Here is a 13,310-nt window from a genome sequence, read left to right on the forward strand (position 1 = left end):
GAGATTGTCTCTTTGAAGCGCTGAGGGAGGGATTTGAACCCTCGAGTCCCAAGGGGACACAGGTTTAGCAAACCTGCGCCATACCAGGCTTGGCTACCTCAACAGAGGAATCTCGCATCTTCTCAGACACTCGCAACGGATGTTTCCGCTGCTCCATGAATGGTGCTTCATAATATGGTAGGGTTGGGGTAATAAGTGTTTGGGGGGATGTGCCCAACTTCGTACCTGTAGATGAATCCAAAATCTGATGAAATTGTAGGAAAAGAAAATGCAATCTAATCCGTAAGCACTTCACCCAATGTTTGTCGAAAGCGATGAAAATTCTTGAGATGATTACTAAGCGTATCGGGGTTTAATGAAGATAATAATTTGAAGGAGTGTTCACCTTTTTTATAACCTCGGTTTACTCCGCAATTTGCTGTAGCGTGGACAAGTTGTGATTGAACGTCATGCCTCAATCTTGTTTCGAGATTCTGAACAGGAAACAAAGAGGTTTCATGCACACATGATCCGTAAAAATTCCTTATCGCTTGATGGTCTGCCATGATCCAAGATTCCATGCAAGTAGTCATTATTTGAGCTTGGTTATTGCGTGCATTGGCAGGACGACTCCAATGATCCGTATTACCCAAATGATCCCATCCTATCGATGAATTTGGAGTGAAGTCATCACCAGATACAGGCTCCTCACTATCAACTAATAGAATAGCATCGCCATTTTGGTTTGAATTGGCAATCTGGAACATTTCAAAGGTTTGGCTACGACCACCACACGCGATAATTTTAGGCATAGATCCTTGAAAGCCACATTTCTCGATTAATTTGCGAAAACCTTCACGACACCGCGAGTGTAATTCTTTGCTATCCCCACCACCCTCTACATATATTGTAATTGTCACCAACGGGTCCCCCCAAGTTCTCCTCTTGTCCAAAGTTCACCGAGGCGATATTTTTCAACCCAGTTACCAATTCCTGCGGGGTCAAGATGCTTCATTATGGTTTTTCCAGAATGTTTTTCACACACAATTAGGGATTCAGGCTGATCCGTCATAGCATCGACAAGGATATCTGAATGTGTGGTAACAATCAGCTGTGTACGATGTGAGGCCTCTTTGAACAAATCTGCAATTCGGGGAATAATATCCGGATGAAGTCCTAATTCTGGTTCTTCAATGCAAATAAGAGATGGGGGTTTGGGGTCGCATAAAATGGCTAAGAGACACAAATAGCGGAGGGTTCCATCAGATAACCGAGTGGCGGGAATCGAATAATTACCTTCAGTGAAAAATACTTGAACTGTTCCACCTTCAATAGAGATCCCAAAATCATCAAATCCTTCATAAAAATCACGCAAACCTTCGAGAATAGCTTTTTTTACTTTAGGTATTCTCTCTAAACGATTTAGGAATAATCCAAGATTAGAAAAATCCTCTTCTAATATGTCGTTTCGCATATCTGCTTTTTGAGGTTCGCGAAACACTGCATTCCGTCCAAATGTCCATTCTCGGTATATTCGAATTTGGGCATATACTGTTGAGAGATAGGAAATAACAGGATAGTTATCAGGGTCTCGCCTTTGAGATAATATTGAGATATCTTTTTCGACAGTTTCCTCTGTTAGTTGTCGTTCGGGATCATTTTCAAATTTTTTTACTAGTGGCGCACCCTTGTTATATGAATAAAAAAAATAGGGTTTTGTGTTATCCCCTAGATACGAATGCTCATTTGCAATAGATTCATCATCAAGACAAAATTTTTGATTGTCCTCATGAAATGAGATGATGTGGCGAAGAGGTTGTTGCCCTTTAGGATTATCAATTACTGCATCTATCGAGGCAACAGCATTAGATTCTCCCTTCCATATCCATTCTCGGATTCCGCCACCCTTACGAATAACTGACCGCATATCTAAGGGGGAGGATCTGAGTAAATTTATTACCTCAATCAAATTTGATTTGCCAGATCCATTCGGCCCGATAATAATATTAAGGTTTTTCAAATCTATCGGATTAGAATCACCACCAAAGGATAGCAATTTGTTAGGTGTTATTGATTTGAGTACCGGTCTCCCAAAATTGGTTGACTGCATAAAGATTTCACCGTATATGCAACTTTTAGTTTGTCGAGTAATAAATAGTTCATCATAAAAAAGGATTATTAGCTTGTTTAAGTAGCACCCATTGGTAAAATTAAACAGACACTGGGACACTTACCAAATGCTGTGATGTCCCTAGCACTTTTCATATTTATCTGTAAAATATCAGACCGAAGGAACTGAGGGAACCGTGCCTGTCCCCCCCGCACCGCCCCTGCGCTTTAGCGATGATGTTTATTATTGGCATCATCGCAACCGGGGGATGCCCACGCTGGCAAAAGGCGGCAACCCAAAAAGAGCGTTCTTTTAGTTAGTGTAAGTCTCGGCCCCGTTTCCTAAGAATATAAATCAGGAGGTCAGCATCCAATCCCTCATATCCCCACGCGTAAGATTAATCTTACTGATTGTCTATGGATGTCGCTATTACCCGTATGAGTTCCAAAGGCCAGATCGTAATCCCCGCTTCGATGCGGGTAGATCTTCCAGAAGGAGAAAGACTCCTCATCATCAGGGATGGTGAACGGTACATCCTCAAACCACTTGCCGAACTCGAACCGGCCTTAAAAGAGGGTCTCCTGTTTGCCGAAAAGACCGAACAGGCATTTGAGGAATACCGGAAAGGAACGTTCACACAAAAGACCGCAGACAAATTTACCGATAAACTGGCCTCATGGTAACAGTCGCATACGATCCGCACTTTGAGAAAGACCATCCACAAGATTAAGGATGCGCAACTCAAGGACCGGGTAAAACAGCAGATGCTAAAAAATAATCGGCGACCCTGCAGTCGGAAAGCCGATGCGATATTGTCGGAAACAGACCCGCGAAGTCTACATTCCCCCATTCAGGTTATCCTACTTTTACGATCGGGACGCTGACACCATCGTTTTCCTTGCGCTGTACCATAAAGACGAGCAATAACACATGGACTGCATCACTAAAACCCGCACCTGAAGGACAATCACCTGCAATCGGTCGCCCCGCATACTAAGTATAGAGACGGGAGAGGACCGAACAGATGCATTCCAATATACCACTCTCACCACTATCGGAAGATTACCTGAGCAGAACGAACGTATGGAGCAGAGAACGTCCCGGGGTGTGACAGTGAGGGGTCAAAGGGGAAAATTGGATTGCACAATTATAGGGAGAAATCTGCATGTTTTCCCCCAATGACCCCCATATTTCAATGCGTCAAAAATTGTTATAAGGATCCTGATTTTTGCACCAGATTTTAGAGAGAAAATGATATCTTTTACCCCTTTAATTTTCCGGTGAATATGACAGGGGGGTCATTGGGGGAAAATATGTGATGCACCCGTCCCGCGTCCACCATGATCCCGGCTCACAAAACCAGGACGCCAGTAAAAAAATCAAAAAAAAAGGAAAGGACTTGCCGGGCAGTCCTTACAGCGCGTGCACGAGCGACCGTCGGGTCACGAGACCGGCAAGTTTTCCCTTGTCGGTGATTGGCACCGTGCTGATATTCTTTGCAACCATCAGCTCGACCAGCTCATGGTAATCCGCACCGATGTCAAGCGAGATCAGCGGGGCGCTCATGATATCCCTCACGAGCAGGTTGCGGATCCGGTGATCCTGGTGCTGGTCTTTTACCGTCTCCCGGAACTTCCTCATCGCAACCGCCACGTCAGTCTCGGTCACGATGCCGGTAATCTTATCGTTGGTGGTCACGACAAACCGGGAGATCGCATCGTCCAGCATCCGGCGCCGGAGGTGGACGACCCGCTCATCCGCTTCGATAGTAACCGCTCGTTCCATCGCCCCGTCGATACTGCCCTCGTGCGGGTACTTCTTTAACAGGTCGATTGCCGTCACCTGACCGATCAGGTTATGGTCGCTGTCGTACACGACCACCAGCTTGTACCTCTGGAGCAGGGGGACGAGCACATTCGTGTTCTCATCGGGGTAGACACTCGTGAAATCCTCCTCGACAACGCTTGCCACGTGGATGGCGGTCGGCGCAAGGGCAGTATTCTGCTTGCTGCCCAGCTTCTCCGCGATGGCCTGCCGGGAAACCGTACCGACAACCGAATTATTGTTGAGCGCAATCAAGGGGTCGATTCCCTCGTCAAGCATCTTATCGAGCGCTTCGGTGATTTTTGCTGATTTGGATATGGTCGTTGGTTTTGCCATGATATCTTTAACAAACAGTTCTTTTGTCATTTCGCCACTTCCTTAATGATATCATCACGTCTTATTATCCCCACAAGGGTGTCGTGTTCGACGACAACCAGGTTGTTGACCTGTTCTTTTTGCATCAGTTCGACTGCATACGGGAGCGATCTTTCCGGGGCGACCGTGATCACCGGGCTGGTCATCACGTCGCCTGCGGTCACCGGGACATTCTCCGGAGAATCCGATCCGCCCCCAATACTGAAATTTTCATGTCTTCTGAGAGGTACGTCCTCCTGTATCACCCCGGATCGTTTCCGGCCCTCATCGTGGAACGCAAGGTTGGTCTCCGTAATGATACCGGCCATAGATCCATCGTTATTGATCACCACCAGTTTCTCGTCCCGCTCTTTCATGAGCGCAATCACGTGAGCGAGCGAGTGCCAGCGGTTGACGGTCACTGCATCCTCCATCACGTCCCGTACCGTACCTTTGAGGCCGGCAACAAGGGCGGATTTCATCAGATCGCTCCGGGTAACGATCCCGGTGACTGTTCCGTGATCCACCACCGGCACGCAGCCGATGTTTTTCGCGAGGAAGATCCCGGCAATGGTCCGGAGCAGGGTATCGGGCGCTGCGACCACCAGATCGGGAGTCGCATACTCGCCCACCGGGATCTGATCGGGCGGACGCCTCCGCCAGGCAGCACCCTGCTGCTGGAGATGGTACCCGATGTCTTTTTTCGTGAGTATTCCGGTGAGTTTTCCCGCATCCATGACAAGAACCCGCGAGATAGTATGCCGCACCATCAGGTTCCGGGCGTGGGCTACGGTGTCTCCGGGGGAAACGGCAAAGACCGGCGTACTCATCACGTCTCGTGCGATAAGGTAACTGGCTGTCATAACCATCACTCCTCGGAAAACGCCCTCACAAGGTCGAATTCCGTCACGAGGCCGATAAGGCGCGAGTTCTCGATGACCGGCAGCGCCCCGATGTTTTTCCTGAGCATCTCCCGGGCCGCCTCGTTGACGGGCGTCTCCGGGGTGGTGGTGAACAGGTCGCCGGCCATAAGCGTCCGCACCGGGAGAGCCATGACCTCCGCGATGTTTCCGGTGGTGAGCCGGGCAAATACTTCCCGGCTCCCCAGGTACCGCATGATATCGGTCGCGGTGATGATGCCAAAGAGCACGTCGTTACTCACGACGGGCAGCCGGCGGAACCGGAACTTTGTCATATCCTGGGTCACGGTTGCAATCGGGCTGTCTGGAGCGGTCACCCGCAGGGCGGAACTCATGACATCCTCGACAAAGAGCGGGCTGTGCTCCGAGGCAAGCATCCTGAGCACGTCCCGCTCGGTTACAATACCGATCAGCACACCGTCATTGTCGACAATCGGGAGCCCCCCGATCTTTTTCTTCACGATAATTTCCAGCGCGTCAACGATATGCGCATCGTGCGGGAGCGCCTCGGGTTTTGCGGTCATGATCGTGCGAACGCTCTCGTTGACCGCGGCGGAAAGGTTCCCCTGGTGCCGGACCCTGACAAGCTTGTACTTGTCACCCCCGCCCATGAGGTTGATCACATCGCCTGAGGTAACGATCCCCCGGAGTTTCTTAGTACCGGCATCGGTTACCGGCAGCCGGCGAAACCCGCAGTTCGTCATCGTCGCCACTGCGCTGATAATATTCTGCGTTGGCGGTACGGAAATGACGTCCCGTGTCGCGATCGACATCACCTCGCCTTCCTGCTGTACAATGTGGGATTTGAACTCGACCGGGCCCCGATCGAATTTTCCCTGCATTTTTAAGAGCCGGTCACCCTGCTTGGTGGCCCGCCCGTTCTGGTTCGTCAACGTTCCTCCGTTTTTTTTGTTGTCTGCGCCAGTCCGGTGCCGCACCCATCATCCACACCGATTGCGCGGGTGCTGCATCCCGGCCGGCTCCTTTTTATCCTGTTCGTTTCCGGCCCGTTGGAGTCCGGGGTTGGTTGTCCAGATTGTTTCTTGTGCCTCGTGACGTTCGTGGTTTTTGTATCGTGCCTTCGTCGCGTGCCGATCCCGGTTGCATCGTTATCTCCGTATCAGGGATTCCTTAACGTGTTACGCGAGCCCGGCAAGGACATCGTGCCGGTCGAGGATTCCCACAAGGGTCATACCGTCAAGGACCGGAAGCCGGCTCACATCGTTGTCGACCATGAGCCGGGCCGCATCGGACAGCGGCGCACCGCCCGAGACCGTAACGACCTCCTGTGCCATCACATCCTCGACCGTCTTTGTGCTGCTCTGGGCAATCGCCGACCGCACCCCGCCCGACCGGATCAGGTCGCGGCGGGAGATAAGGCCGACAAGCCGCTTCTTTTTGATGACCGGGAATGCCGTAAACCCGCTCTCCACGATCTTCGCGTAGACCTGCTGGAGCGTATCTGTCGGATTTACAGTCGTGATCTGCTTTGACATGTGGGTGCTGACCCGGCCCGAAAGTTCGTTTCTTGTGATGATAACCGGGAACAGGTCGGAGAGGAGCACCCCGCCAAGGATATGGCGGCCGGGATCGATGAGCGCGGCGCTGTCGGTCCGGAACTCCCGCATGGCTTTTGCCACGCTCTCGATGGAGGTCTCCGGGCCGGCGCTCGCCGCATCCTTCACGAATCCCTCAACGGTCACGTTCGACTTCGTCGCGGTCACCCGCAGGGCATCCGTGATATCGACGTACCCCAGCAGATCCTTTTTGATACCGGTGACGTAGACCTCGCGGAACCGGTCGTCTCTTAAGATCTGCCGTGCTTTTGTTATCCCGTCATGACAGTTCAGCACAGGAATCTCGATCATGAAATCCCGTGCTGTCTTCATGTAAGGGTGTCCTCCTCACGGCAGCGGGGGCAGAGCAGGACGCCGTCCACACGCTTAAGATCATCAGACATCTGACTGCATCGATTGCACATGCCCACTTCGATATGCTCCTCCCGGTTGATCTCGATAAGATCGGTGAGGATCTCGTTTTGTTCGTTTGAAACGGTCAGGAGATCCCGTACGGTCACAATACCAATGACCTTGCCGCTCTTGTCGACAACGGGGAGTCTTCTGACCTTGTGCTTGACCATCATCTGGGCTGCATCGATTACCGTCTTGTCCGCACTCACCGTAATGAGTGGCGTACTCATGATTGTACTCACCTGAACTGTGCTTGGTTTGAGATCCTTTGCCACCACCTTGCAGTTGATATCCTCCTCGGTAACAATGCCAATCGGCTTGTTCCTCTCAAGGATAATGACGCTCCCTACCTCTTCGAGGCACATGATTTTTGCTGCCTTTGCGACAGTGGCCTCCATGCTGATCATGGTCGGGTTGCGTTTCATCACTTCGCTTAACGGGACACGGGTTTCAAACCGGATCGTGTTGGTTGTCTTTTTCATGAGTCACCTCCTAAAAAGTGCCTGGCTGATGATTACAATTAGCATCCTTTCCGCCCCTTGTATAAATACAATTTGGCTGCGGCGAAAAACAATGCGGCCGGGTAATAGGAAAAATATCCCGAAAGGATATCACGGGAGCTCCCTGACGGGCGTTACAAGAAACATAATAAAGAACCGTCTCTAAACATTACTAACGATTGATGGTGAATCGATTGTACCAGCACACCATAAAGACAAAACGAGGGGCCCTATGACGACATTTTCCAAGAGATTAGGGAATGCAAAGAAGAAATTATCCATATTTCTCAGGCGGTTTTTCAAGAAGAAGCGGACCCGGATCGGGATTTACGGCCCGCCAAACGCCGGCAAGACGACGCTCGCGAACCGGATCGCCCGGGACTGGACTGGCGATGCGGTCGGGCCGGTCAGCGAGATCCCACACGAGACCCGGAGGGCCAGGAAGCGCGATGATATCGTGATCTCGGGAGCAAACGGCCATACGGTGACGATCGATATCGTGGATACCCCTGGGGTTACGACCAAGATCGATTATCACGAGTTTCTGGATTACGGGATGGAAAAAGACGAGGCAATTATCCGGGCCCGGGAAGCGACCGAAGGCGTTGCCGAAGCGATGCACTGGCTGCGCGAGGATATCGACGGGGTCATCTACATGCTGGACTCGACCCTTGACCCCTTCATGCAGGTCAATATCATGATGGTGGGGATCATCGAGAGCAGGAACCTTCCGGTGATCATTGTTGCAAACAAGATCGATCTGCCCGAGGCTGCCCCGTCACGGATCCGGAGCGCCTTCCCGCAGCACCCGGTCGTTGCGATATCTGGTCTTGAAGGCCGGAACACGGAAGAGCTGTACGAGAAGATGATCCAGAACTTCGCCTGATTACCGGGGAGATCATGCCACACAAGTGCACGAAATGCGGCAGGGAATATAAGGACGGGTCAACCGAGATTCTGAAAGGCTGCGCGAGCTGCGGCGGCAAGAAGTTCCTCTACGTGAAAGAGTCCGAGATCAACAAGGATGTACTCGACGAAAAGTCGATCGAGGAGATCGCGGACGAGTCACAGGAAGAAGTTCTCGAAGTTGTCGAACCCAAAATAAAGGGTAAGGCGAAGAAAGAAGTCGAGATGTTCGATCGGGTCGAGACGATCCGGATCGTGGGCCCGGGCACCTACGAGCTCAACATCGACAAGATGGCCAAAAGCGACGAGCGGATCGTGAGTGTCGGCGGGGAAGAGGGCAGTTATATCATCGATCTGATGTCCATGGCTAAGGACGAGCCAAAGAAGAAAAGGGGAAAGAAGCGGTAACTTTCCCGGTCATATACCGCTGGCATCCTTTTTTTTATAATTTTCCCGGACGGGATCACAACGGGATATGTACACGCGAGGATCCGGCGGGGTGTCCCGTCCGGTCATCTCGTCCGCAGTTCCTTTTTTATTCCCTCGTAGGATGTGGGAAGGCCAAGAGCATCAAAGAACCGGTCGGTGAACGAAAGACTGGTATTTACCGCCCATTCCGCACACCCGTGTCCAAGGCACCGGTCCGGGAAGAACGGCAGGTTCGTTGGGGCGAGCGGGTTTTCCCTGAACCGGTCCCTGAGGTGCTGCTCGAATTTATCGGCAGGGGCCCCGGAGCCGGCAGCGGGAGTGTTACCGGTCTGGATAGTCACCCATTCGCGCCGGTAATGCATCAGGTAGTTCCGGATCGCAATCAGGTCCTTTATCCCGTAGAAGACCGGGTCGTCCTCAGGAAACAGGGGTTTATTGCCGATCTCCAGGACTTTCTGGTACTTGACCGGCAGCGGGGTGCGGTCAAAGTAATTCTCATTGTTCCATTTCTCCCCGACCGCCCGCAACAGCGCTTCGTTCTTTTCATCGGGGAAGAAATACGCGTTGTCAGCTGCATCGGACCAGAGCTCGTTGATGGTAGACTCTAAAAACGCCACGGACGAGAATATTGCGTTGAGGATAAACGCCTCATGTCGGAGCCGCTCATCGGCAGACACTGAACCGGTCCGGGCGTAACCGGACTCTATGGCAAACCCGAGACGGCAGAAGAGGGCAGCGGACTGGATATATTTTACCGAGAAACAGTCCCGGAACAGGATAAGATCCTCGTCCTCTGTTGAGTCTCGGGCAGGGTCGTCCATCGTACCCTCCCGTTTGTTTCGTATGAGTAAAAAGCTGCGGAACCGAGCGGAAATTTTTTGCACGGCCTGTCCCCTGCTCCCGGCCCGCTCCGGCCACAGGTCTCCGGTGCAAACCCTAAACCTGTTCCCGGACAAATTATTTTCCTGAAAAAAACCGTACCAGCCGTGAAGCAGCAATGGATCCCATAATCGCCGAAGTTCCCAAAAGCAGTCCCCGCCAGAAGTACCTTGGCGACCGGGGCCTCATCGCGCTCATCGCACTGCTCTCCGCCTTTGTCCCACTCTCCACCGATCTCTACCTTCCCGCCCTTCCCGGAATGGGGAACTACTTCGGGGTTTCCGTTGACCTCACGAACCTTACCCTGATCCTCTTCTTTGTCTTCTTTTCCCTCGGGATGCTCTTCTGGGGACCGCTCTCCGACAAGTACGGCCGCCGTCCGGTCCTGCTCACCGGGCTTGTGCTGTATATTGCCGCAAGCGTGGCCTGCGCAGTATCGTGGGACATCTGGCACCTGATCTTCTTTCGGATCCTCCAGGCGGTCGGGGGCAGTGCCGCTTCCGCAGTCGCAACCGCCATGGTAAAAGACCTGTACGAGGGACGAAAACAGGAGTCCGTACTTGCCGTCGTCCAGTCCATGGTCGTCATCTCGCCCGCCGTCGCCCCGGTGCTTGGCGCGTTCATGCTCCCCTATACCTCGTGGCGGGGCCTCTTTGTAGTACTCGGTTTCATCGGGATCGTCTCTCTTGCCGGCGGCCTGCTGCTTACGGAGACCATCCCGTCGCGGTACACCGGCACCATGACGCAGTCCGTCCGCAGGCTCGGGATCGTGCTGAAAAACCCCGGGTTTACCTCGCTCCTTATCGTCTTCTCGCTTGTCAGCGTAGCGTCTCTTGCGTTCATTGCCGATTCCTCGTACATCTACGAAGACGGGTTCGGGCTCTCGGAACAGTGGTTCAGTTTCTACTTTGCAATAAACGCCATCGCCATGATCGCCGGCCCCCTGCTCTACCTCAGGCTCTCCCGCTCGTTCTCCCGCAGGACCATCATCGTCTCCTGTTTTACCGTAATGATCCTGGGTGGTGCCCTGATCTGCCTTGCCGGCGGCATGGGCCCCCTTGTCTTTGCGCTTGCCCTCTTCCCGGCGACCCTGATGGGCAGCTGCGTGCGGTCGCCCGGTGCTTTCCTCATGCTCGAACAGCAGAGGGAAGATACCGGTTCCGCATCGGCACTCATCAACTGTTTCGGCCTTGTCTTTGGGAGTGCCGGGATACTCATCGCCTCCCTTGATGCACATAACCTCGTCTTCATTCTCGGGGCGATCTACGCGACGGTCGGGTTCGTGTGCCTTTCCGGCTGGCTGCTGATCGGCAGGCTGAAGCTGGCAAAAGAGGTGCCGGATAATATACTAACGCGCTGAAGAAGGGGGGGGTCAAATTCATTTTTGGCCATCAGTACCAAAACGAACATACAGATTCCCTGACATCTCCCCGATTGGCCGAATTTCCACATCCTAAACTAAAAGGATAACAAATATCTTCACACATAACCAGTACTCTTTATCTTCTTTTAATTCGAGGTGCTGATTTTGGATTTACTTCGTTCGCTATACTTACGAGTCTGCAAAACTTCAGTCGGATATTTCTGTACAATTACATTAACAGGACCTATACACGATAAACCGCAACGTCAGGTAGTTTTTGTAACTCGGGGAAGCTCAGTTGAGATTACCGCCGCAACGGGCGAGGTTCTGACCCTGACTTTTGAAGAAGCGTGAGAAAATTTTAATTGCTGCGATACGTGAAAACGAGGTTTTCATGCCCCGGATCCCCCCTCTTGCGCCACCAGTCCCCCAAGGGGGACGGGGCGCAATTGCGATAGTGTGAGTATTACTTTTACTCATAAACATGCCTTGAAATCAAAACTGTTGCAGGTAATATACAGCATCATCGCAACCGGGGGACGCCCACGCGGCGGGGGCGGCAGCCCCCAGGTGCGTCACAAAGAAAGAGGGGGCGCCTCCAAACAGGTTTTTTTGGTTTATCCAATAATACCAATTCAACACACAGGATAATTTCGATTTCCATTTATCGAATGTAAAATGATATAGATAGATATGTCTGGCGTGATTTTTTTGATTCAGGATAATAAACTGGTAGAGTTGCGGGAAGAAAAATACGATTCCGAAGATTTGTTCCAGAAACTTCTCGCTGATTATCCAAAGATCCTTGCCGGCGATCAGATAGACTGTGAAAATCCGCGCAGATGGTTGTTAATCGCAAGGGAGCAGGGGGTTCAGGATGAAAAATCCGCAGTATACCGATGGTCCCTTGATCACCTTTTCATTGATCAGGACGGAATTCCCACATTTGTCGAAGTAAAACGAAGTACCGATACACGGGCCCGCCGTGAAGTCGTGGCACAGATGCTGGATTATGCAGCAAACGGCATTGAATATTGGGATGTTTCGGAAATCAAGGCACAGTTCGAACAGAAAAATTCCACACAGGGCCGAATCCCGGAACAAGTAATGCGGGATGCACTTGGCCCGGAAACGGACTATGAAAACACTTGGGAACTGGTTAAGAGTAATTTAAAAGCGGGGAAAGTGAGACTCCTTTTTGTTGCTGATGAAATACCAAAAGAGCTCAGGAGAATCGTAGAATTCCTGAATGAGAAACTAAATGATGATGTAGTGGTTCTTGCAGTCGAGGTCAAACAATTCACTGGTGAAAATTTAAAAACATTGGTTCCACGAGTTATTGGGCAGACAACTCAGGCTGTTATAAACAAGAGTACATCCCTTCGAAAAAATTGGGATAAAGAATCATTTCTCTCAGAACTTGAGACGCGCCAGGGAATATCCGACAAACAGATTATGGAGAAAATATTCGGGTGGTTGGAGCAGAAAAAGATAGATTACAACTTTGGAAATGGAATAAAGAATGGAACCAGCAATAAAATTTTCCTGAATGGGGAATATGTTTCTTCACCGTTTAATTTTCAGACAGATGGACTGATCTATGTCCAATTTGATCGATTAAAAATCACTCCCTATTATTCAGATATTCATAAACGACAAGAACTTTTGGAAAATTTAAATCAAATTTCAGGTATTACGATAAAAGAAGAATATATCAACGCATGGCAGGCATTTCTCATATCCTCTCTTAAAGATGAGAGGAATCTGGAAACGTTTTTACAAATTTTTGCTGGTGTCATTGAACACCTAAAAATAACTGAAGAATAGATATTGGCCCCCTTTTATTACCCATACCATTTATTATCCCTCCCCTCCAATAGTAAGACAGCACTTTTAATTGGTGCTGACAGATGTAAGTCCGACGTGCCAAAACTGGCACGGCCTCAAAACTACAGGCTTTGGGATTACAGAGAGTCAGTAAGCATACTGCACTTTTCTGGACTTACATATTAACCGGAGGTATAACTATGGCACGAATGCACACCAGAAGAAGAGGACAGTCATGCTCTGTGCGGC

13 protein-coding genes and 1 tRNA gene are annotated in these 13,310 nt (G+C 50.9%); 5 read left to right on the forward strand and 9 right to left on the reverse strand.

The genetic code is table 11. The features are described from left to right. Positions 1–18: 18 nt before the first annotated feature. The 3 genes from WCX19_RS14310 to WCX19_RS14320 form a co-directional block, all read right to left on the reverse strand. Positions 19–103: transfer RNA gene (locus tag WCX19_RS14310), tRNA-Ser, on the reverse strand. A gap of 172 nt (positions 104–275) precedes the next feature. Next, on the reverse strand, positions 276–899 hold the full coding sequence (locus WCX19_RS14315; RefSeq protein ID WP_373009296.1) for a DUF4276 family protein: 624 nt from the start codon (positions 897–899) through the stop codon (positions 276–278). Then, positions 896–2,089, reverse strand: a complete 1,194-nt coding sequence (locus WCX19_RS14320) for an AAA family ATPase (RefSeq protein ID WP_373009298.1) — start codon at positions 2,087–2,089, stop codon at positions 896–898. Before WCX19_RS14320 ends, WCX19_RS14315 begins: the two co-directional genes overlap by 4 nt. A gap of 416 nt (positions 2,090–2,505) precedes the next feature. On the opposite strand from WCX19_RS14320, the gene WCX19_RS14325 reads away from it, so the two are divergent. Continuing rightward, positions 2,506–2,772: an AbrB/MazE/SpoVT family DNA-binding domain-containing protein gene (locus WCX19_RS14325; RefSeq protein ID WP_373009300.1), complete on the forward strand. Its 267-nt coding sequence runs from the start codon at positions 2,506–2,508 to the stop codon at positions 2,770–2,772. Positions 2,773–3,502: 730 nt separating this feature from the next. On the opposite strand, the gene WCX19_RS14330 is transcribed toward WCX19_RS14325, so the two are convergent. From WCX19_RS14330 to WCX19_RS14350, 5 genes are all read right to left on the reverse strand, one after another. Then, on the reverse strand, positions 3,503–4,279 hold the full coding sequence (locus WCX19_RS14330; RefSeq protein ID WP_373009302.1) for a CBS domain-containing protein: 777 nt from the start codon (positions 4,277–4,279) through the stop codon (positions 3,503–3,505). Further along, a complete protein-coding gene (locus WCX19_RS14335; RefSeq protein ID WP_373009304.1) occupies positions 4,276–5,130 on the reverse strand; it encodes a CBS domain-containing protein in 855 nt (284 codons plus the stop codon). Before WCX19_RS14335 ends, WCX19_RS14330 begins: the two co-directional genes overlap by 4 nt. Before the next feature lie 5 nt (positions 5,131–5,135). Further along, a complete protein-coding gene (locus WCX19_RS14340) occupies positions 5,136–6,029 on the reverse strand; it encodes a CBS domain-containing protein (protein ID WP_373009320.1) in 894 nt (297 codons plus the stop codon). A 297-nt stretch (positions 6,030–6,326) separates the two neighbouring features. Beyond that, positions 6,327–7,076: a CBS domain-containing protein gene (locus WCX19_RS14345; RefSeq protein ID WP_373009306.1), complete on the reverse strand. Its 750-nt coding sequence runs from the start codon at positions 7,074–7,076 to the stop codon at positions 6,327–6,329. Then, positions 7,073–7,639 (reverse strand): cyclic nucleotide-binding/CBS domain-containing protein, encoded by a 567-nt coding sequence (locus WCX19_RS14350; RefSeq protein ID WP_373009308.1) that lies wholly within the window; start codon positions 7,637–7,639, stop codon positions 7,073–7,075. The genes WCX19_RS14345 and WCX19_RS14350 overlap by 4 nt, the downstream gene beginning before the upstream one ends. 250 nt (positions 7,640–7,889) lie before the next feature. On the opposite strand from WCX19_RS14350, the gene WCX19_RS14355 reads away from it, so the two are divergent. Continuing rightward, positions 7,890–8,543 (forward strand): GTPase, encoded by a 654-nt coding sequence (locus WCX19_RS14355; protein WP_373009310.1) that lies wholly within the window; start codon positions 7,890–7,892, stop codon positions 8,541–8,543. A gap of 14 nt (positions 8,544–8,557) precedes the next feature. Then, positions 8,558–8,971 (forward strand): Zn-ribbon domain-containing protein, encoded by a 414-nt coding sequence (locus WCX19_RS14360; RefSeq protein ID WP_373009312.1) that lies wholly within the window; start codon positions 8,558–8,560, stop codon positions 8,969–8,971. 104 nt (positions 8,972–9,075) lie between these two features. Here WCX19_RS14360 and WCX19_RS14365 read toward each other — a convergent pair whose 3' ends face one another. Beyond that, positions 9,076–9,813, reverse strand: coding sequence for a hypothetical protein (locus WCX19_RS14365; RefSeq protein WP_373009314.1), 738 nt, complete (start codon positions 9,811–9,813; stop codon positions 9,076–9,078). Positions 9,814–9,989: 176 nt separating this feature from the next. On the opposite strand from WCX19_RS14365, the gene WCX19_RS14370 reads away from it, so the two are divergent. After that, positions 9,990–11,231: a multidrug effflux MFS transporter gene (locus tag WCX19_RS14370; RefSeq protein WP_373009316.1), complete on the forward strand. Its 1,242-nt coding sequence runs from the start codon at positions 9,990–9,992 to the stop codon at positions 11,229–11,231. Between the two features lie 696 nt (positions 11,232–11,927). Further along, on the forward strand, positions 11,928–13,061 hold the full coding sequence (locus WCX19_RS14375) for a hypothetical protein (protein ID WP_373009318.1): 1,134 nt from the start codon (positions 11,928–11,930) through the stop codon (positions 13,059–13,061). The last annotated feature ends 249 nt before the right edge of the window (positions 13,062–13,310 follow it).

The sequence above is a fragment of the Methanoregula sp. genome (assembly GCF_041663825.1).
In the GTDB taxonomy this organism is placed as follows: domain Archaea; phylum Halobacteriota; class Methanomicrobia; order Methanomicrobiales; family Methanospirillaceae; genus Methanoregula.

Coding starts and splice junctions, on each gene's coding strand:
- WCX19_RS14330 (WP_373009302.1), bottom strand. CDS start 4,279: ATGACAAAAGAACTGTTTGTTAAAGATATCATGGCAAAACCAACGACC.
- WCX19_RS14320 (WP_373009298.1), bottom strand. CDS start 2,089: ATGCAGTCAACCAATTTTGGGAGACCGGTACTCAAATCAATAACACCT.
- WCX19_RS14350 (WP_373009308.1), bottom strand. CDS start 7,639: ATGAAAAAGACAACCAACACGATCCGGTTTGAAACCCGTGTCCCGTTA.
- WCX19_RS14325 (WP_373009300.1), top strand. CDS start 2,506: ATGGATGTCGCTATTACCCGTATGAGTTCCAAAGGCCAGATCGTAATC.
- WCX19_RS14335 (WP_373009304.1), bottom strand. CDS start 5,130: ATGACAGCCAGTTACCTTATCGCACGAGACGTGATGAGTACGCCGGTC.
- WCX19_RS14370 (WP_373009316.1), top strand. CDS start 9,990: ATGGATCCCATAATCGCCGAAGTTCCCAAAAGCAGTCCCCGCCAGAAG.
- WCX19_RS14345 (WP_373009306.1), bottom strand. CDS start 7,076: ATGAAGACAGCACGGGATTTCATGATCGAGATTCCTGTGCTGAACTGT.
- WCX19_RS14340 (WP_373009320.1), bottom strand. CDS start 6,029: ATGCAGGGAAAATTCGATCGGGGCCCGGTCGAGTTCAAATCCCACATT.
- WCX19_RS14365 (WP_373009314.1), bottom strand. CDS start 9,813: ATGGACGACCCTGCCCGAGACTCAACAGAGGACGAGGATCTTATCCTG.
- WCX19_RS14355 (WP_373009310.1), top strand. CDS start 7,890: ATGACGACATTTTCCAAGAGATTAGGGAATGCAAAGAAGAAATTATCC.
- WCX19_RS14360 (WP_373009312.1), top strand. CDS start 8,558: ATGCCACACAAGTGCACGAAATGCGGCAGGGAATATAAGGACGGGTCA.
- WCX19_RS14375 (WP_373009318.1), top strand. CDS start 11,928: ATGTCTGGCGTGATTTTTTTGATTCAGGATAATAAACTGGTAGAGTTG.